At 68.8% G+C, this 20,587-nt stretch carries 8 protein-coding genes and 3 rRNA genes; 1 reads left to right on the top strand and 10 read right to left on the bottom strand.

Annotated elements, in window-relative coordinates:
- Window positions 1–54: 54 nt before the first annotated feature.
- The 9 genes from H1226_RS20800 to H1226_RS20840 all read right to left on the bottom strand — a co-directional run bounded on the left by H1226_RS20800 (window position 55) and on the right by H1226_RS20840 (window position 18,303).
- The gene (locus tag H1226_RS20800; RefSeq protein ID WP_258342158.1) at window positions 55–924 is read right to left on the bottom strand and encodes an SMP-30/gluconolactonase/LRE family protein; all 870 of its coding nucleotides are present in this window, start codon (window positions 922–924) and stop codon (window positions 55–57) included.
- A gap of 674 nt (window positions 925–1,598) precedes the next feature.
- Window positions 1,599–4,619, bottom strand: coding sequence for a bifunctional [glutamine synthetase] adenylyltransferase/[glutamine synthetase]-adenylyl-L-tyrosine phosphorylase (locus H1226_RS20805; protein ID WP_258342159.1), 3,021 nt, complete (start codon window positions 4,617–4,619; stop codon window positions 1,599–1,601).
- A 53-nt stretch (window positions 4,620–4,672) separates the two neighbouring features.
- Complete coding sequence (locus H1226_RS20810) at window positions 4,673–5,425, bottom strand: type 1 glutamine amidotransferase (RefSeq protein WP_258342160.1); 753 nt, start codon at window positions 5,423–5,425, stop codon at window positions 4,673–4,675.
- Between the two features lie 363 nt (window positions 5,426–5,788).
- Window positions 5,789–5,906: ribosomal RNA gene (gene rrf, locus H1226_RS20815) — 5S ribosomal RNA — on the bottom strand.
- Window positions 5,907–6,018: 112 nt separating this feature from the next.
- A 23S ribosomal RNA gene (locus H1226_RS20820) occupies window positions 6,019–9,106 on the bottom strand.
- 257 nt (window positions 9,107–9,363) lie between these two features.
- Window positions 9,364–10,887, bottom strand: a 16S ribosomal RNA gene (locus tag H1226_RS20825).
- Together the 16S, 23S and 5S rRNA genes form the textbook arrangement of a ribosomal RNA operon.
- A 600-nt stretch (window positions 10,888–11,487) precedes the next feature.
- Window positions 11,488–15,201, bottom strand: a complete 3,714-nt coding sequence (locus H1226_RS20830; protein ID WP_258342161.1) for an FkbM family methyltransferase — start codon at window positions 15,199–15,201, stop codon at window positions 11,488–11,490.
- A gap of 90 nt (window positions 15,202–15,291) precedes the next feature.
- Window positions 15,292–16,635 (bottom strand): type I glutamate--ammonia ligase, encoded by a 1,344-nt coding sequence (gene glnA, locus H1226_RS20835; protein ID WP_258342162.1) that lies wholly within the window; start codon window positions 16,633–16,635, stop codon window positions 15,292–15,294.
- Between the two features lie 93 nt (window positions 16,636–16,728).
- The gene (locus H1226_RS20840) at window positions 16,729–18,303 is read right to left on the bottom strand and encodes an alpha/beta hydrolase (protein ID WP_258342163.1); all 1,575 of its coding nucleotides are present in this window, start codon (window positions 18,301–18,303) and stop codon (window positions 16,729–16,731) included.
- A gap of 83 nt (window positions 18,304–18,386) precedes the next feature.
- Here H1226_RS20840 and H1226_RS20845 point away from each other — a divergent pair, with 83 nt between their 5' ends.
- Window positions 18,387–20,132, top strand: coding sequence for an NAD+ synthase (locus H1226_RS20845; RefSeq protein WP_258342164.1), 1,746 nt, complete (start codon window positions 18,387–18,389; stop codon window positions 20,130–20,132).
- On the opposite strand, the gene H1226_RS20850 is transcribed toward H1226_RS20845, so the two are convergent.
- Window positions 20,101–20,511 (bottom strand): hypothetical protein, encoded by a 411-nt coding sequence (locus H1226_RS20850; RefSeq protein ID WP_258342165.1) that lies wholly within the window; start codon window positions 20,509–20,511, stop codon window positions 20,101–20,103. The genes H1226_RS20845 and H1226_RS20850 overlap by 32 nt on opposite strands.
- Window positions 20,512–20,587: the final 76 nt, after the last annotated feature.

The raw sequence follows: 20,587 nt of genomic DNA on the forward strand, positions 1-20,587 counted from the left end.
GAAGCGGGCCGGCCGGGACCCGTTCCCGACCGGCCCGCTCCTTCGTCCGGGGGCTCAGGTGCCGTTCCAGGGCGCCAGCGGGCTGCCGGTCGCACCGGGGCGGAACCGGAACAGGGCTCCCGCGTACGGGTCGCCGACGAGCGCCCGCTCGTCGTAGCCGGAGCACGCCGAGGTCACGTACATCTCGTCCAGCCTGCGACCGCCGAACACGAGACCGGTCACGCGGCGGGTGGGCGCCCACAGCACCGTCTCCAGGTCTCCGCCGGGGCTGTACCGGTGGATGCGTCCGCTGCCGCGCATCGCGACCCACGCACCGCCCTCGTTGTCCATCGCCAGCCCGTCGGGGTGGCCTTCGGACTCGGCGCACACGATCCAGCGCCTGCCGCGCCCGGCCCGGCCGCGTTCCACGTCGTAGTCGAAGGCCCAGATGACGCGCGGCACCGTGTCGATCACGTACATGGTCGCCCCGTCCGGGCTCCAGCCGATGCCGCCGGAGAGGGTCAGCCCGTCCACCAGGACGCGGGCCCGGGTGCCGTCGAGGACGTACAGCGCGCTGCGCTTCGCCTCCCGGCTGTGGGTGAGGGTGCCCGCCACGAACCGGCCCGCCGGGTCGCAGGCGCCGCCGCTCATCCGGTCGCCCGCCTGCACGCCGGTGATGGGTTCCAGCGCGGCGCGCCCGGGGAACAACCGGGCGAAGCCCCGATCCGCGGCGGCGATGAGCTGTCCGTTGCGGGTGGCGCCCAGCGAGGTGACCACCCCGGGCAACACCTGCACCTCGTCCGCATCGGAATCGCGGTGGTAGGTGTGCAGTTCTCTGCGCAGCACGTCCACCCAGTACAGGCAATTCAGCGTCGGCATCCACAACGGCCCGGCACCGCAAAGCGCCTGTCGATCGACGAGTAATTCAAAGTCCTCGGACACCATGCACTCCTATTCGGACCCGCCCGGACGCCGGTCGTGCGCGCACCGTTCGCGGTGCGAGAAGGTTACCGTCACGATAGCGGCAGGCAGACCTCCGAATGGGCTGTTCCCAGGAAAGTCGAGTCAACTGGACGCAGTCGCACAATCGTCCGAATTGGACGTTCAAGAGCCGTTTCGCGAGTGGTTCGACTCCGCTTTCTCCAGCGCAGGAGGCCGGTGTCAGCGCAGGCGAGACCCCTCGAATCCGGAGCTGGAGCGTTCCGCCGGATCACCGTGCACATTCTCACAACCCCGCGGAGGCAACCCCCGGACAATTCCAACCGGTGCATTTGCACGTGCAGAAACACGCGCGCCGAGACGGCTCCCGGTTCCCATTCCAGCGAGGCCGGCGCCTAGACGATGCGACCGAAGACCACCAGCCCCGAAGAATAATCCTCGAAAGCGCTGGAAGTTCCCGGGCGGCGGATACCAGTCCCGACTGCTCTGGCATATTCCACCCCTTGTCCGCCGCTCGGCCGCACCCGGCACTCCGGCAGCGCCCCGACCCGCATCCGAACAGCGGAGACCGCACCCGGAATCGCGCGAACCGGGCAGCGGCGGAACTCGGCGCGGCACCACCGGGACGGCACCGGGACCACCATCGCGGGCCCGGTCCCGCGAAGTAATCCACGAACGCCTCAGTCCTCGTAGAAGACCCGCTCCACCACCGCGCGAGCCCGCCGCGTCACCCGCAGGTAGTCGTCGAGCACCTCCCCGGTGTCCACGTCCGCCGAATAGCCGAGCGCCGCCGCCACCGCCGTCAACTCCCGCACCTGCTTCGGCAGCTGGTCACCGGACTTGCCGCGCACCAGCATCACCGCGTTGCGGGACCGCATCGCCAACGTCCACGCCTCGCCGAGCTCCGCGGCGTCCTGCTCGTCCAGCACCCCGGCCTCGACCGCCGCCGCCAGCCCCCGCATCGTCGAGGTGACCCGGAGTCCCTCGTGCTCGTGCGCGTGGCGCAGCTGCACCAGCTGCAAGGTCCACTCCACGTCGGCGAGCCCGCCCCGCCCGAGCTTCGTGTGCGTCGCCGGATCCGCGCCGCGCGGCAGCCGCTCCGAATCGACCCGCGCCTTGATCCGGCGGATCTCCCGCACCTTCGCGTCGTCCAAGCCACCCGCCGGATAGCGGATCGGGTCGATCGCGGCGCGGAACCGCTCCCCGAGTTCCACGTCCCCCGCCACCGGGCGGGCGCGCAGCAGTGCCTGCGCCTCCCACGCCTCGCCCCACCTGCGGTAGTAGTTCAGGTACGACTCCACGGTCCGCACCAGCGGACCGCTGCGGCCCTCCGGGCGCAGGTCGACGTCCACCTCCAGCGGCGGGTCCTGGCTCGGCGCGCCCAGCATCGTGCGCACCTGCTCCACCACCGAGGTGGCGAACCGGACCGCCGTCGGCTCCGCCACGCCCGGTACCGGCTCGCACACGAACATCACGTCCGCGTCCGAGCCGTAGCCGAGCTCCGCACCGCCGAGCCGCCCCATGCCGATCACCGCGACGCGAGCCGGCACCGCCTGCCACTCCGGCCGGGCCGCCACGTCCCGCACCGAGGTGTCCAACGCCGCCTCCAGCACCGCGGCCCACACGCTCGACAACGCCCGGAACACCTCGGCAGGCGGCAGCAGCCCCAGCAGGTCGGCGCACGCGATCCGCAGCAGCTCGTGCCGGCGCAGCGACCGCGCCGCCGACACCGCCCGGCTCGGCTCGGAGTGCCGCGCGACGGCGCTGCGCAACGAGGTCGCCACCTCCCGCGGATCCCGCTCCGCCAAGGCCGGCGTGTCCGACAGCAGCCGCAGCACCTCCGGGGCGCGCACCAGCAGCTCCGGCACGAGCTTCGACGTACCCAGCAACTGGGCCAGCCGTTCCGCCACCACCCCCTCGTCCCGCAACAACCGCAGGTACCAGGGCGTTTCCGCCAACGCCTCGGACACCTTCCGGTAGGCCAGCAGCCCGCCGTCCGAGTCGGGGGTGTTCGCCAGCAGGTCCAGCAGCATCGGCAGCAGCGCGCCCTGGATGTGCGCCCGGCGCGACACCCCCGCGGTCAACGCCTCGATGTGCTTCAGCGCGCCTTCCGGCGAGGTGTAGCCGAGCGCCGCCAGCCGCTGCACCGCCGCACCGGTGGTCAGCCGCAGCGCATCGGTCGGGACCTTCGCCACCGCCTCCAGCAGCGGGCGGTAGAACAGCTTCTCGTGCAGCCTGCGCACCCGGTTGCTGTGCCTGCGGTACTCGGCGACCAGCACCTCACCCGCGCTGCGCCTGCCACCGGAGCGCAGACCGATCGACCGCGCCAGCACGTGCAGCTCTTCCTTGTCGTCCAGCTCCGGCAGCAGGTGCGTGCGGCGCAACCGCCGCAGCTGGACCCGGTGTTCCAAGGTCCGCAGGAACCGGTACGACTCCACCAGGTCCGCCGCGTCGGCGCGGGCCACGTAGCCGCCCTCCCCGAGGGAGCGCAGCGCGTCCACGGTGCTCGGGCTGCGCAGGTCCTCATCGCTGCGGCCGTGCACCATCTGCAGCAGTTGCACCGCGAACTCCACGTCCCGCAGCCCGCCGGGCCCCAGCTTCAACTCCCGCTCGGACAGCTCCGCGGGCACGTGCCGCTCCACCCGGCGGCGCATCGAGCGCACGTCGGGGACGAAGTCCTCCCGCTCCGCCGCGGTCCACACCTGCGGCCACACCGCGTCCACGTAGCGCTGCCCCAGCTCCACGTTCCCCGCCACCGGGCGCGCCTTCAGCAGCGCTTGGAACTCCCAGGTCCGCGCCCACCTGCGGTAGTAGCTCCGGTAGCCGTCGAGGGTGCGCACCAGCGCCCCCGCCTTGCCCTCCGGGCGCAGCGCCGCGTCCACCTCGAAGAACGCCGCCCCGGCGACGCGCATCAGCATGCTGGCGAGCTTCGTCGCCCCCGGCAGCGCTTCCTCCGACTCGGCGACGAACACGACGTCCACGTCGCTGACGTAGTTCAGCTCCCGTCCGCCGGTCTTGCCCATCGCGATCACCGCGAGGTCCTCGGCGCTGTCCCCGCCTTCCCGGCCGGACAGCTCCGCCGCGCCCACCACCAGGGCGGTGCGCAACGCCGCCACCGCGAGTTCGGAGAGCCGGGCGGCGACGTCCTCGAACGACGCCGCGGGCAGACCCGGTTCCACCACCGGAGCCAAGTCCGCCGCCGCCACGTCCAGCAGCAGTCCCCGGTACGCCCCGCGCAGCGCGATCACCGCGTCCGAGCCGGTCAACGTCGTCCCGTCCGCGCCGCGGACCGCGGCCAGCAGCTCCTCGGTGAACGCCGCGACGTCCGGCTCCCGGTCCTGCTGCGGCTTCGACCGCAACCGGTGCCAGTCCAGCGGATGCGCGACCAAGTGGTCGGCGAAGGCGCTCGACGAACCGAGCACGCCGATCAGGCCGGCGCGCAGCGCGGTGTCCGATCCCAATGCCTCCGCCAACTCGGCCCAACCCGAGCCTGCGGCCTCCCGCAGCCGGTCCACCGCCAGCAGCGCCAGATCGGGGTCGGGAGCTCGGGACAACGCGGCTACCACCGGCTCGTCCGACGGCCCCGCGTCCGACCACCACCCCGCCGCCCGCAACTGTTGTTCCGCCCGGACGGCGTCGCTGAAGCCGTACCTCGCGGGGGAAGGAGCCGAACCGGAACGGGACGAACTGCCGTTGGCCATGCACCGCACGGTAGTCCGGCGCGTTCACCTCACCACAGGCGACCGGAACCGCCTCACGCCATCGGCAGTGCCCGGGAACCGCGGCGCTGCTCCGGCGGAGTCGCGGCCAATCGGACGAAACGCCCCGCGACGGGCTCCCAGGTCTCCGCCAGTTCCGCGTGGAACCGCTCCAGGTGTGCGGGCTCCAGCTGCCCGGGACGGGCCGACGCGGCGGTCTCCGGCATGGAGCGCGCCCAGTCCAGCACGATCTCCGGCGTGGTCTCGACGTGGAACTGCACCCCGTAGGCGCACACGCCCACCCGGAACGCCTGGTTCTCGCAGGCGGGGGACGCCGCCAGCAGCTGTGCCCCGGGAGGCAGCCGCGTCACCTCGTCGTTGTGGAACTGGAGCACGTCCGGCGTCAGCGGCAGCGGTCCCAGCAGCGGATCGTCCACCGCCGCGTCGCGCTTCGCGACCAGCGAGGTCCCCACCTCCGGCCCCTTCTTGATCGGCGCCACCCGACCGCCCGTGGACGCCGCGAGCAGCTGGGCGCCGAGGCACACGCCCAGCACCGGCAGCTGCTTGCTCACCGCGGAGCTCAGCAGGGCCCGCACGTCCGCCAGCCACGGATGCTCGGAGTCGTCGAGCGCGCCCATCCCCCCGCCCATCACGATCAGCGCCTCGTACTCGTCCAGCGCTTCCCGCCCGGGGATCTCCGGTGCCCGCACCACGTCCAGTTCCGCGCCGGCCTCCGACAGCCATTCCCCGAGCCGCCCCACCGGGGCGATCGCCGACGGCTCCACGACCAGCATCCGCACGCGCTCCATGCCCGCAGACTACGAGACGCACCGCGGGTTTCGGCACACCGTTCGCCGCGTTCCGGGTGAAGGAGTTCATCCGGCCGAGTGCAGAAATTCTCCGGACGCGCAAAAGGCCCGGTCCCAGCGGACGACGCCATGCCATCCCCCGGAACCAGGCTTCACAACCCGCACCCGCTCAACCCGGTACCGAGGTCCTGACCGGGAACACAAAAGGGCCCGGTCCCCGGAGGATGGCTGTGAAACCACCCCCGGAGACCGGGCCCCGCGTCACCCTCGTCTTCGCCCCAGGCCAGCAACATGCCCGGAACGGGCCTGGAAAGCAGGACACGCCCCGGAACTTGGTTCCGGGGCGTGTCCCCTCATGAGTATTGTCGGCGGTGTCCTACTCTCCCACACCCTATCGAGTGCAGTACCATCGGCGCTGGAGGGCTTAGCTTCCGGGTTCGGAATGGGACCGGGCGTTCCCCGCTCCGCTAAAACCACCGACAAATCCAACCACACCAACACCCCACCCGGGGCGCCGTGTGAAACCTCTATCCAATTCAACAACCAACCAGTTGCTGCCTCAGACACCGTATAGTGGATGCGTAGCAATCTTCGTGAACAAGTCCTCGGCCTATTAGTACCCGTCCACTCCACACATTACTGTGCTTCCATGCCGAGCCTATCAACCCCATCATCTCTAGGAGGCCTTAACCCACAAAGGGGTGGGAGACGTCATCTTGGAACAGGCTTCCCGCTTAGATGCTTTCAGCGGTTATCCCTCCCGAACGTAGCCAACCAGCCCTGCTCCTGGCGGAACAACTGGCACACCAGAGGTCCGTCCGTCCCGGTCCTCTCGTACTAGGGACAGCCTTCCTCACATCTCCTACGCGCGCGGCGGATAGGGACCGAACTGTCTCACGACGTTCTAAACCCAGCTCGCGTGCCGCTTTAATGGGCGAACAGCCCAACCCTTGGGACCAACTCCAGCCCCAGGATGCGACGAGCCGACATCGAGGTGCCAAACCATGCCGTCGATATGGACTCTTGGGCAAGATCAGCCTGTTATCCCCGGGGTACCTTTTATCCGTTGAGCGACACCGCTTCCACCAGCCAGTGCCGGATCACTAGTCCCTGCTTTCGCACCTGCTCGACCTGTCAGTCTCACAGTCAAGCTCCCTTATACACTTACACTCAACACCTGATGACCAACCAGGCTGAGGGAACCTTTGGGCGCCTCCGTTACCCTTTAGGAGGCAACCGCCCCAGTTAAACTACCCACCAGGCACTGTCCCTGAACCCGATCAGGGTCCGAGGTTCAGATGCTCAGAACGACCAGAGTGGTATTTCAACAACGACTCCACACCCACTAGCGTGAACGCTTCACAGTCTCCCACCTATCCTACACAAGCCGCACCGAACACCAATACCAAGCTATAGTAAAGGTCCCGGGGTCTTTCCGTCCTGCCGCGCGAAACGAGCATCTTTACTCGTACTGCAATTTCACCGGGCCTGTGGTCGAGACAGCGGAGAAGTCGTTACGCCATTCGTGCAGGTCGGAACTTACCCGACAAGGAATTTCGCTACCTTAGGATGGTTATAGTTACCACCGCCGTTTACTGGCGCTTAAATTCTCCGCTTCACACACCAAAGATGTGCTAACAGGTCCTCTTAACGTTCCAGCACCGGGCAGGCGTCAGTCCGTATACCTCGTCTTACGACTTCGCACGGACCTGTGTTTTTAGTAAACAGTCGCTTCTCCCTGGCCTCTGCGGCCACCACCAGCTCCAGGAGTAAATCCCTTCACCAGCAATGGCCCCCCTTCTCCCGAAGTTACGGGGGCAATTTGCCGAATTCCTTGACCACAGTTCACCCGACCGCCTCGGTATACTCTACCTGACCACCTGTGTCGGTTTCGGGTACGGGCCATGCACACACATCGCTAGAGGCTTTTCTCGGTAGCACGGGATCACTGACTTCACCACAACGGCTACGCATCACCCCTCACCCTTCACGCCGCCCGGATTTACCTAGACGGCAGGCTACAGGCTTACACCAGTACTACCACTCACTGGCACAGCTACCCCACTACGTCACCCCATCACTTGACTACCGCAGAATCAGGTCCCATGCACTCACACAACAACTCCGAAGAGCCATCATGCTCGCGGATGGTTAGTCTCAACCGTTTCGCCATGGGCGCGTGCACACGGGTACGGGAATATCAACCCGTTCTCCATCGACTACGCCTGTCGGCCTCGCCTTAGGCCCCGACTCACCCTGGGCGGACGAACCTGCCCCAGGAACCCTTAGTCAATCGGCGGCAGAGATTCTCACTCTGCTCTCGCTACTCATGCCTGCATTCTCACTCCCACACACTCCACGCCAACCTTACGGTGACGCTTCACTGCATGCAGGACGCTCCCCTACCCAACAAGCCACCAAGGACTCATTGACACGGCTTCGGCGGTGCACTTCAGCCCCGCTACATTGTCGGCGCAGGACCACTTGACCAGTGAGCTATTACGCACTCTTTCAAGGATGGCTGCTTCTAAGCCAACCTCCTGGTTGTCTGGGCAATCCCACATCCTTTCCCACTGAGCACACACTTAGGGGCCTTAGCCGGTGTTCTGGGCTGTTTCCCTCTCGACGATGAAGCTTCTCCCCCACCGTCTCACTGCCGCGCTCTACCCAGGCGTATTCGGAGTTTAGCTGACGTCAGTAACCCATAAGGCCCATCAACCAACCAGTGCTCTACCCCACCCAGGAAACACACGACGCTGCACCTAAATGCATTTCGGGGAGAACCAGCTATCACGAAGTTTGATTGGCCTTTCACCCCTACCCACAACTCATCCCCCAGGTTTTCAACCCTGGTGGGTTCGGGCCTCCACACGGTCTTACCCGCGCTTCACCCTGGCCATGGGTAGATCACTCCGCTTCGGGTCTGCACCACGCGACTCCACGCCCTCTTCAGACTCGCTTTCGCTCCGGCTACCCCACAACAGGTTAACCTCGCCACGCAGCAGCAACTCGCAGGCTCATTCTTCAAAAGGCACGCCATCACACAACCCAAAGATCATGCTCTGACGGATTGCAGGCACATGGTTTCAGGAACTATTTCACTCCCCTCCCGGGGTACTTTTCACCATTCCCTCACGGTACTATCCACTATCGGTCACCAGGAAGTATTTAGGCTTAGCGAGTGGTCCCGCCAGATTCACAGCGCCCTCCACGGAAACGCTGCTACTCGGGAACAAATCCACACGTATCGCATGTGCTTTCGCCTACGGGACTCTCACCCACTCCGGCCAGGCATCCCAACCTGTTCAACTAACACACACAACCACGCTGAAACGGTGACAGCCGCCTCCAGACAAGCCCCACAACCCCAGACACGCAACCCCTGCCAGGTATCCCACGCGCCCGGTTTAGCCTCCTCCGCTTTCGCTCGCCACTACTCACGGAATCACCAGTGTTTTCTCTTCCTACGGGTACTGAGATGTTTCACTTCCCCGCGTTCCCTCCCAACACCCTATACATTCAGGTGCAGGTGACCCGACATCACTCGGGCCGGGTTTCCCCATTCGGACACCCTCGGATCACAGCTCGGTTGACAGCTCCCCGAGGCATTTCGCAGCCTCCCACGTCCTTCATCGGCCCCTGGTACCAAGGCATCCACCATGTGCCCTACATAACTTGGCCACAAAGATGCTCGCATCCACTATACAGTTCTCAAACAACAACCGACAAGACACCAACCACAACCCACAAACAGGCCACGGTCACCAGTGTGTCCTCTCAGACACCCAACAGCGTGCACGATGACGAAAACTCCGAGTGGCATTTCCACTAAATCCTTGAGCACCCAGAACAGAAGAACACATGCCTTCTCAACCCTGGACACCCCACCAACACCACCCCCACAGGGCCAGCGTTCGCGGACGTGTATTGCTCCTTAGAAAGGAGGTGATCCAGCCGCACCTTCCGGTACGGCTACCTTGTTACGACTTCGTCCCAATCGCCAGTCCCACCTTCGACCACTCCCCCCGGGCGAACCGGTTGGGCCATGGGCTTCGGGTGTTACCGACTTTCATGACGTGACGGGCGGTGTGTACAAGGCCCGGGAACGTATTCACCGCAGCACTGCTGATCTGCGATTACTAGCGACTCCGACTTCACGGGGTCGAGTTGCAGACCCCGATCCGAACTGAGACCGGCTTTAAGGATTCGCTCCACCTCACGGTATCGCCACCCTCTGTACCAGCCATTGTAGCATGTGTGAAGCCCTGGGCATAAGGGGCATGATGACTTGACGTCATCCCCACCTTCCTCCGAGTTGACCCCGGCAGTCTCCTGCGAGTCCCCACCATCACGTGCTGGCAACACAGGACAAGGGTTGCGCTCGTTGCGGGACTTAACCCAACATCTCACGACACGAGCTGACGACAGCCATGCACCACCTGCACACAGGCCACAAGGGAAACCCCCTCTCAGGGGCGATCCTGTGCATGTCAAACCCAGGTAAGGTTCTTCGCGTTGCATCGAATTAATCCACATGCTCCGCCGCTTGTGCGGGCCCCCGTCAATTCCTTTGAGTTTTAGCCTTGCGGCCGTACTCCCCAGGCGGGGCGCTTAATGCGTTAGCTACGGCACAGGAACCGTGGAAACAGTCCCCACACCTAGCGCCCACCGTTTACGGCGTGGACTACCAGGGTATCTAATCCTGTTCGCTCCCCACGCTTTCGCTCCTCAGCGTCAGTATCGGCCCAGAGACCCGCCTTCGCCACCGGTGTTCCTCCTGATATCTGCGCATTTCACCGCTACACCAGGAATTCCAGTCTCCCCTACCGAACTCAAGTCTGCCCGTATCGACCGCACGCCCACCGTTAAGCGGCAGGTTTTCACGGCCGACGCGACAAACCGCCTACGAGCTCTTTACGCCCAATAATTCCGGACAACGCTCGCACCCTACGTATTACCGCGGCTGCTGGCACGTAGTTAGCCGGTGCTTCTTCTACACCTACCGTCACCCGAAGGCTTCGTCGATGTCGAAAGAGGTTTACAACCCGAAGGCCGTCATCCCCCACGCGGCGTTGCTGCGTCAGGCTTTCGCCCATTGCGCAAGATTCCCCACTGCTGCCTCCCGTAGGAGTCTGGGCCGTGTCTCAGTCCCAGTGTGGCCGGTCACCCTCTCAGGCCGGCTACCCGTCGTCGCCTTGGTAGGCCATCACCCCACCAACAAGCTGATAGGCCGCGGGCTCAACCTGCACCGCCGGAACTTTCCACACGCAGACCATGCGGCCACGTGTCCTATCCGGTATTAGACCCCGTTTCCAAGGCTTATCCCAGAGTGCAGGGCAGATTACCCACGTGTTACTCACCCGTTCGCCACTCATCCACCCCGAAGGGCTTCAGCGTTCGACTTGCATGTGTTAAGCACGCCGCCAGCGTTCGTCCTGAGCCAGGATCAAACTCTCCAACAATGTCTTAGAGTAAATCCTGCCCCGAAATAAACGAGGCACCCCAGCAATCCGAAGAAAGCCGAGGCATGTAATTCATCAAGATGAGTTTACCACTCACCATCATCGGCACGCTGTTGAGTTCTCAAAGAACACACCCACACCATCACCCACAACCCCTGCATCCAGGGCCGCGAACTCCGGGGAGTCAGTTCATTTCGTCTTTCGTTCTTGCGATGTTTCAAACTCTAGCAGGCTCGTTTTCGGCCGTTTCAGGGGGGGTCGCTTTCGCGTTTCCGCGGTTTCCCGCGTCCCTGGCCGGCCCGATCGTCGACCTGTTCTGGAGTTGTCCACTGCTGAGTCGTGACCCGCTCCGCGAAGGAGCGCCTCTCGATTTCAGCGACTGTCGTACGTTACCCGGTCCGCTTCGCGGTGTCAAACCCGCTCGTCCCGTCCGGTGCGCGCTTCCGGGTGAAACCCGGGCGCCGCCACCTTCGCCGTCCCCGCCAGGCTCTTGCGTCCTGTTCCGTCCGGCTTGCCGTGCGACGAAGAGAAAGTTACGCACACTCTCCGTGAATGTCAAATCGCCTGGTCAGACCCTTGACATCCACCGTCGGCGGAGGATCACTTCCCCTTCGGCCGGAGCCAGAGCTTCACCGTGCTCGTGCCCGCCGCTTCCACGGCCTCCAACAGCTCGGACGCGGGAACCGCCGTCGTGCGCCCGACCGGGACCAGCTCGTAGCCCCAGGTCCCGAACTCGCGCAACGCGGTCGCCGGGTCGTCGCCGAGTTCGGCGATGCCGGCCGGGGTGAACGAGCAGATGATCGACGGGCGGTCCCGCCGCAGCAGCCGGACCAGGCCGCCGAGCACCCGGTGGACGCGGGCACCGACGTCGACGTGCACCACCGACAGGGTCATGTCGTGCAGCGTCGCGGTGCCCTCCAGCTCCTTGTCCAACCGGACGCCGGGCACCCGGTCCTCGGCCGGATCGGATTCCTCGGCGGGGCGCACCGAGACCCCGCCCGCCAAGGAGCGCTCCGCTGCCAGGTCGGCGGGGGCGTCCCACGCGGCGGCCTCGATGGTGGTGAGCCGCCGGCCCCAGGCCGCGGGCACGTTCACCTCCACGTTGCGCTGCAGCAGGGCCCGGCCGTCCGCGCTGGGTTCGACCGCGATCACGGCACCGCTGTTGCCGAGCCTGCTCAACACCCGCACCGCCTGGTAGCCCACGTAGGCGCCGACGTCGAGGAACACCCCGTCCGGTTCGAGCAGCGAATCGATCAGCGCCGAGGTCTCCGCGTCCCAGGTGGCGTGCGAGGACAGCCACGGCAGCATCAGGCCGTCGTCGGCGGGCAGCCGCAGCAGCCCGGCGTCGCAGAGCACCGGGGTGCTGGTGCCGTCGCCCGCGCCGGTGTTGCGCTCGTGCTCGCGCAGCAGGATGCGCTGCAACACGTCGGTCCGGTGCAGCGCGTAGGCCGCGTCGCTGGTGGCGGAGCGCAGCGTCGTCTCCAGCTCCTGCTCCCGGGCCGCTTCGCGCTCCTGCTCCAGCGCGTCGATCCGGTCCAGGGTCCGTTCCACCGCGGTGGTGAGGCTGTCGAGGCGCTGCGCCAGCAGGTCGTCCTGGGCACCGGGCTCCGCGGCGGAGCCGCCCTCCAGCGCGCGGAGCCTGCGGTGCTGGTCGGCGAGGTCCGCCCGGGCGCGCACCATGCCGTCGTCGATGCTGGTGAGCCGTTCGTCGAGCTGGTCGTGGCGCTGGTCGACGCGGCCGAGCTCGGCGCGGAGCTGGTCGATCTCCTCCCCTCCCCCGTCGGCGTCGTACTGGCGGCGCAGCAGCTCCGCCGCGGTCTGCTCGACGCCGTCCACCATCGAGCGCAGCACGTCGCGGATGTGGTCGTCGTAGTGGCTGAGCACCCGCAGCACCGCCTTGCGCAGCGCGGGGGCGACGGAGTTCCGGCCGCCCGCGCCGACGTCGGGCGCCCGGTGCAGCGCGTGCCGCGCGACCAGCAGCGGGTGCAGCGGGTCGTCGAGGTCGCCGTGCCGGTCCTTGGCCCACTTGGTGCGCCAGTTCCGGTAGGCGTGCTCGACGTGCCCGCGCAGGCGCTCCGCGGCGTGGTTGACGCTGTGCTGGGCGAGCAGGTGGTCGCGGGCGCGCTGCCCGGCGGCCGCGATGGCCTCGGGATCGTCGGCGGCGGCGCGGAGCGCGGCGGCGGCGGCCTCCACGTCCGGTTCGCCCTGGCCCTGGCAGGGCACCAGGGTGGCGCCCGCGGAGCCGAGGAGTTCGGCGACGGCCCCGTGGTCGGCGGCCAGCACCGGCACCCCGTGCGCGGCGACCTCCAGCAGCCGCAGCGCGTACCGGTCGCCGCCGGCGGGGCGGTGCAGCGAGGCGACGCAGTCGGCGGTCGCGAGCAGCGCGTCGGTGTCGATCTCGTCCTCGACCAGGTGCACGCGCGGGTCGGAGGCGGTCGCGAGCCGGAGCCGCTCGGCGGCTTCCGGGTGCGCGGCGGCGCCGGTGACGGCGATCAGCAGGTGCGCGTCCTCCCGTTCCGGGAACGCGGCGAAGAAGGCGGTGACCAGGCCCAGCACGTTGTCCCGGCGTTCGTCGGAGTGGTCGGCGAAGGCGCCGATGACGAACTCCTCGGACAACCCGTGGCGGGCGCGGGCGGCCTTGCGGGTGGGCAGGTCCACCGGGCCGGGGTCGAGCAGCGGGAGCGCGACGACGCGGGTGGTGGGTCCGCCCGCGCGGCGGGTGGCCTGGCGGGCGGCTTCGGAGAGCACCCAGGCCTCCACGGCCCCGTCCGGATCGGTGCCGTCGGGCTGCACGTCGACCAGGTGCCGCCCGGCGGGCACCGCGAGCCCGGGTTCGCAGCGCAACACCACCGGGTAGTACGGGGTGTCCGCGGACGGCAGTCCGGAGGCGCGCACGGCGGCGCGGACCAGTTCCGCGGTGCGCCCGGTGCCGAGGACGGCCACGCCGAGCTGGTCGACCAGCGTCGAGCGCTCGGTGTCGCCGCGGTCGCCGATGGCGGCGGCGGGGACCCGGCCGCTGGCGACGCCGACGCCCGCGCACCACTCGCGGAACCCGGCGGCGTCCGCGCCGAACGGCTCCGGGTAGCTGCCGCGCAGCACCTGGTCGTCGGCCCACACCGCGGCGGTCCACCGGGATCCGCCCGCGGCGCGCTGCTTGTCGTCGGCGGGTTCGCAGGCCCAGCCGAGGAAGTCGGCGGGACCGCCGCCGGGCGCGAACGGGCTGGCCGGGGCCGTCCCGCGCTGCCACGCGTCGAGGTAGTCGCGGCGCAGCGCGGCGGGCAGCGGGGTTCCGTCGGGCAGCGCGTCGTACGGGTGCGGCTGTTCGCGGGTGTAGCCGGCTTCGACGAGCGCGTTGCGGTAGGCGGCGCACAACCCGGCGAGCACCGGGTGCTCGGACAGCAGCACCCGCGGCCGGTCGGCGTAGTGGGTGGACAGCAGCCACGGCCGCTGCGGCTGGAACCCGTCGAAGTGGATGCTGCGCAGCAGCGCGCCGTCCACCGCGTGCCCGCCGTCGCCGGTGGGGATGAGTTCGCGCTGCGCCGCGTTCCACACCGACAGCCCGACGCCGGGATCGCGCAGCACGTGGTGGTCGACGAGCGCGGGCGCGCCGTCGAGGAGCATCCCGACGCTGGGGTCGGCGCGGACCTGCTCGGCCCAGGCGGCGAGGAAGTCCTCCGCGCCGGGCCGGACGCCGAGCACGCTCGGGTCGAACGGCCCGGACTCGACGAGATCGGTGGCGCTGGGCCGGAACCCGTCGGCGTAGAGGGTGCGCAGCACGCGCGGCACCAGCGCCACGGGCCGATCGGGGGTGAGCTCGCGCAGCAGGTCGTCGAACTCGCTGAAGATCTGCACCGACGGTTCGAGGTAGAGCGCGGTCGCCCCGGTCGCCAGCAGGTGCTGCAGCAGCCGGGGCCGCAGCACGGCGCGGAGCTGGTCGGCGGTGCAGGCGACGGCGAGGCGGGCGAACTCGTCGTCGTCGACGCCGATCCGCCCGGGCGTGACCACGTCGCCGCCGGGGGCCGCGCCGCCGACCGGCAGCACGACGAAGCGGGCTCCGGGGTGGTGGCGCAGGAACGATTCGCGCAGCACGCGGGCCGCGGGGAGCTGGCCGGGCCCGGCGACGGTGCAGCCGATCAGGGTGGCCTGCTCGGCGTCGAAGTCCGCGTCACCGGCGGCTCCGGCGGCTTCGTCGTCCCGGCCGTCGTGGTGCTCGGCGGGCCATTCCGGTTCGTCGGCCCGGTGCTCCAACAGGTCGGCGGTGGCTTCGGCGTCGGGGGCGCCGGAGGGCTCGGGCTGCGCCTGCGAATCAGTCACGGGGGCGAACCTATCGCCCCGCCCTCCGGCTGCCCACGGCCTGACCCCAGGAGATCGGCTTGAGCCCGGTCACAGGGGGTCGGGTGCCGGTCACAGCATCGGCATCAGGCTCTGCAGCTCGTAGGGCGTGACGCGGCTGCGGTACCCGTCCCACTCGTTGCGCTTGTTGCGGAGGAAGAAGTCGAAGACGTGCTCGCCGAGGGTTTCGGCCACCAGCTCGGAGCTCTCCATCTCGGTGAGCGCGTCGTTGAGGTTCTGCGGGAGGCTCGCGTACCCGGCGGCCTTGCGCTCGCCCTCGGTCAGCGACCACACGTCGTCCTCGGTGGCGGGCGGCAGCTCGTAGCCCTTCTCGACCCCGCGCAGGCCGGCGGCGAGGATCACCGCGTAGGCCAGGTACGGGTTGCAGGCGGAGTCGAGGCTGCGGACCTCGACGCGCCGCGAGGAGGACTTGCCGGGCGAGTACATCGGCACCCGCACCAGCGCGGAGCGGTTGGCGTGCCCCCAGCACACCGCGGTGGGCGCTTCGCCGCCGACGATGAGCCGCTTGTACGAGTTCACCCACTGGTTGGTGACGGCGCTGATCTCGCGCGCGTGGGTGAGGATGCCCGCGACGAACGCGCGCCCGGTGTCGGAGAGCTCGTAGGGGTTCTCCGGGTGGTAGAAGGCGTTCTGGTCGCCCTCGAACAGGCTGAAGTGGGTGTGCATGCCCGAGCCGGGCTGCGCGGTGAACGGCTTCGGCATGAAGGAGGCGTGCACGCCCTGCATGAGCGCGACCTCCTTGACCGTGTACCGGAACGTCATCACGTTGTCGGCCATGGTGAGCGCGTCGGCGTAGCGCAGGTCGATCTCCTGCTGGCCGGGGGCGCCCTCGTGGTGGCTGAACTCGACGGAGATGCCCATCGCTTCGAGCGTCTCGATGGCGTTGCGCCGGAAGTGCGGGGCGGCGTCGTGGCTGGCCTGGTCGAAGTAGCCGCCGGAGTCGGCCGGTTCGGGTTCGACGCCGGTGGTGGGCAGGTTCTTCAGCAGGAAGAACTCGATCTCGGGGTGCACGTAGCAGGTGAACCCGGCCTCGGTGGCCTTGGACAGGGTGCGGCGCAGCACGTGCCGCGGGTCGGCCCAGCACGGGGAACCGTCCGGCATGGCGATGTCGCAGAACATGCGGGCCGAGTAGTGCTCGCCGTCCGGGGTCTCCCAGGGCAGGACCTGGAAGGTCGCCGGGTCGGGCTTGGCGATCATGTCCGACTCGTAGATGCGCGAGAACCCTTCGATGGCGGAGCCGTCGAACCCGATGCCCTCGCTGAAGGCACCTTCGAGCTCGGCGGGCGAGATCGCCACCGATTTGAGGATGCCGAGGACGTCGGTGAACCACAGCCGCACGAAGCGGATGTCACGTTCCTCCAGGGTGCGGAGCACGAACTCCTGCTGGCGGTTCATGCCCGCAGCCTAATTCCTGCGCTGCGCGGGTTGCGGGACCGCGCCCGTTGCGTCCTGGTTACCGTCCGGTTCGCGGGACGCCGGTGGTGGTGATCACGTGCAGCGGGTGCCTTCGGCGGGCAGTTCGAGCTCGGTGAGGTAGTCGATGCCGGCCTGGTCGACGCAGCTGTCCCCCTGCAGGAACGCGGTGTGCTGGGTGCCCTCGAAGGTGAGCAGCCGGGCGCGCAGCGCTTCGGCGAGGTGCACTCCCGCGTCGTAGGGCGTGGCGGGGTCGCCGGTGGTGGAGATGACCAGCAGCGGCGGGAGCCCGCTGACCGAGGGCTGCTCGGCTTCCCCGGTGACGGGCACCGGCCAGAACGAGCACATGTCCATGGCGCTGTTGGCGGGCAGCCCGTCGTCGAGGAACGGGGCTGCTTCGCGGTAGCGGCGGTCGGCTTCGCGCAAGACGTTCCGGTCGGTCACGCGCGGGTCGTCGACGCAGCGCACGGCGTTGAACGCGTCGGTGATGTTGCTGTAGGTGCCGTCGGCGTCGCGCCCGTAGTAGGAGTCGGCGAGGGTGAGCAGCACGGTCCCGCGCCCCCGGGCGAGCTCTTCGAGGCCGGTGTTGAGCGCGGGCCACATGTTCTGCGCGTAGAGCGCCTGGATGACGGCGGTGGTGGCGTCGGTGTAGGACAGCTTCCGGTCCCCGGCCGGCACCGGTTCCGCCAGCAGCGGCCGCGCGAGCCGCTGGAACGCGGCGGTGGCCCGGGCGGGGTCGGCGCCGAGGGCGCAATCGCGGCGTTCGGTGCACCAGCGGGCGAAGGAGTCGAAGGCGCGCTGGAACCCGGCGCCCTGCAGCACCTGCTCGTCGATGGCGTCCTGGCTCGGGTCGATGGCGCCGTCGAGGATCATGGCGCGCACGTTGCCCGGGTACCGCTCGGCGTACGCGGAGCCGATGCGGGTGCCGTAGGAGTAGCCGAGGTAGGTGAGCTTCGGGTCGCCGAGCGCGGAGCGCAGCACGTCCATGTCCTGCACGACGTCCCGGGTGCCGACGTGGGCGAGCACATCGGTGCCGGTGCGCTGCGCGCACTTGCCGGAGTACTCGCGGACTTCCCGCTCGGTCTCGGCGGTGCCCTCGGGCGAGGGGTCGGCGTCGGAGTCGAGCCGGTCGGCGTCCCGCTCCTGGTCGGTGAGGCAGCGGACGGCGGGTTCGCTGGCGCCGATGCCGCGCGGGTCGAAGCCGACCTGGTCGAAGCGGGTGCCGAGTTCGGTGTTCTGCAGCGCGGGGCCGAGGCTCGCGGCGGCGCTCATCCCGGAGGCGCCGGGCCCGCCGGGGTTCATCAGCAGCGAGCCGATCCGCCGATCGGGGTCGGTGGCCGGTTTGCGCAGCACCCCGATGCTGATCTGTCTGCCCTCGGGGTGGGCGTGGTCGAGCGGCACCTGCAGCCGGGCGCATTCGAGGGCGCGGTCCTGGAAGGCGGTGCGGTCGGCGCTGCTGGTGGCGTAGTCGGCGCACGGTCCCCAGTCGAGCTGCTGGCCGTAGTACCGCTCCAGCCCGGCGGGCACGGGCCCGGCGGGACCGCTGCGCTCGGAGTGCGGTTCCAGCAGCGGCGCGCTCGGCGTGGTGGAGCAGGCGGCGGCACCGCTGAGCAGCAACAGCGCGCAGGCGGCGGTCAGCAGGCGACTCATTCAGGCGATGGTGTCACGCGTTCGGAGTCGGGTTGGTCACGGGCGGTGGGTCTTCTTCCGGCGGGTGCGCGAAGATGACGTTCATGCCGCAGTTGCGTCTCGCTCTAGCCCAGGTCAACGCGACGGTCGGGGACATCGCCGGGAACAAGGCGATGGTCCTGGACTGGACGCGCAAGGCGGTCCAGGAGGGCGCCCACGTGGTGGCCTTCCCGGAGACGGTGCTCGCCGGTTACCCGGTGGAGGACCTGGCGCTGCGCAAGTCGTTCGCGGCGGCGAACCGGGCGGCGGTGGACGCGCTGGCGGTGAACCTGCGCGAGGCCGGGTGCGGGGACGCGCTGGTCGTGGTGGGGCACCTGGACCGCGATGACGAGGGCCTGCGGAACTCGGCGTCGCTGCTGCACGGCGGCGAGGTGGTGGCGACCTACGACAAGTACCACCTGCCGAACTACGGCGTGTTCGACGAGGCCCGCTACTTCGCCCCGGGTTTCGACCTGCCGATCGTGAAGCTACACGGCCTGGACGTGGGCGTGGTGATCTGCGAGGACATCTGGCAGAACGGCGGCCCGGTGGCGGCGCTCGGCGAGGTGGGCGTGGACCTGGTGGTGTGCGTGAACTCCTCGCCGTACGAGCGGTCGAAGGACGACGTGCGGATGCCGCTGGTGGCCCGCCGGGCCGCGGAGGCGGGGGCGCCGATCGCCTACGTGAACATGGTGGGCGCGCAGGACGACCTGGTCTTCGACGGCGATTCGATGGTGGTGGGCACCGGCGGCGAGGTGCTGGCGCGCGCGCCGCAGTTCACCGAGCACCTGCTGGTGGTGGACGTGGACCTGCCCGCGGGCGGGCACACGTCGACGACGGTGCCGGAGCCGGAGGGCCGGTTGCGGCTGCCGGCGTTCGACGTGACGCGCACGGTGCTGCAGCCGGAGCCGCTGGCGCCGTACGAGCCGCTGCCCGCGCCGCCCCCGGCCGAGCCGCTGCCGGAGCTGGCGGAGATCTGGTCGGCGCTGGTCACCGGGCTGCGGGACTACGTGCACAAGAACGGGTTCGGTTCGGTGGCGTTCGGCTTCTCCGGCGGCATCGACTCGGCGCTGTGCGCGGCGCTGGCGGCGGACGCGCTGGGCCCGGACGCGCTGCACGGCGTGGCGATGCCGTCGGAGTACTCCTCGGAGCACTCGCGGTCGGACGCGGCGGAGCTGGCACGCCGGTTGGGCTGCCACTTCCAGGAGATCGCGGTCGCGGACATGGTCTCGGCGTTCGTGGGCCCGCTGGGGTTGACCGGGCTGGCGGAGGAGAACGTGCAGGCCCGTTGCCGGGGCGTCACGTTGATGGCGTTGTCGAACCAGCACGGGCACCTGGTGCTGGCGCCGGGGAACAAGACGGAGCTGGCGGTCGGCTACTCCACGATCTACGGCGACGCGGTGGGCGGTTTCGCGCCGATCAAGGACGTGCCGAAGACGCTGGTGTGGGAGCTGGCGAAGTGGCGCAACGCGGAAGCGGAGAAGCGCGGCGAGGTGCCGCCGATCCCGGAGAACTCGATCAACAAGGAGCCGTCGGCGGAGCTGCGCCCGGACCAGACCGACCAGGACTCGCTGCCGCCGTACGACGTGCTGGACGCGGTGCTGGAGGGGTACGTGGCGGGCGACCGCGGCTACTCGGACCTGGTGTCGGACGGGTTCGACGCGGACCTGGTGGAGCGGGTGATCCGGATGGTGGACCGGGCGGAGTACAAGCGCCGCCAGTACCCGCCGGGCACCAAGATCACGCTGAAGGCGTTCGGCCGGGACCGGCGGCTGCCGATCACCAACCGCTGGCGGGAGAGCCGGCCCTGATCCCTCCGGGCGGACGGCTCGCCCGCCGCTCCCGCCGGGCGGGCGGGCCGTTCCCCTTGAGGGCGGCGAGGGACAGTTCCGGGGTCGGGCCGTGGTTGAGGTGCACGGCGAGGAGTTCGGTGCCGCCCCAGACCAGGGAGAGCTCGCGGAGGAACGCGCGCTGCGCGCCGTCGGCGTCGTAGGTGCCGAACTCGGCGACGTAGAGGCCGAACCGGCAGCGCTGCGCGGTCAGCTCGCGCACCGCCCACACCTGGAGCCCTTCCAGCAGCGAGATCTCGTCGCCGGACGCCGGGTCGACGTCGTGCTCGACGAGCAGGTCCAGTCCCTCTTCCGGGCTGGTGAGCTGCATGAGCGAGTAGCGGGCACGCACTGGGATCACGTCCTTCTGGGAGGTCTAGGCTGCGAACGATCGACACCCTCCGTGTCGATCAGATCACCGATCGTAAAGTGTCATA

The organism is Saccharopolyspora gregorii, from assembly GCF_024734405.1.
Classification (GTDB): domain Bacteria; phylum Actinomycetota; class Actinomycetes; order Mycobacteriales; family Pseudonocardiaceae; genus Saccharopolyspora_C; species Saccharopolyspora_C gregorii.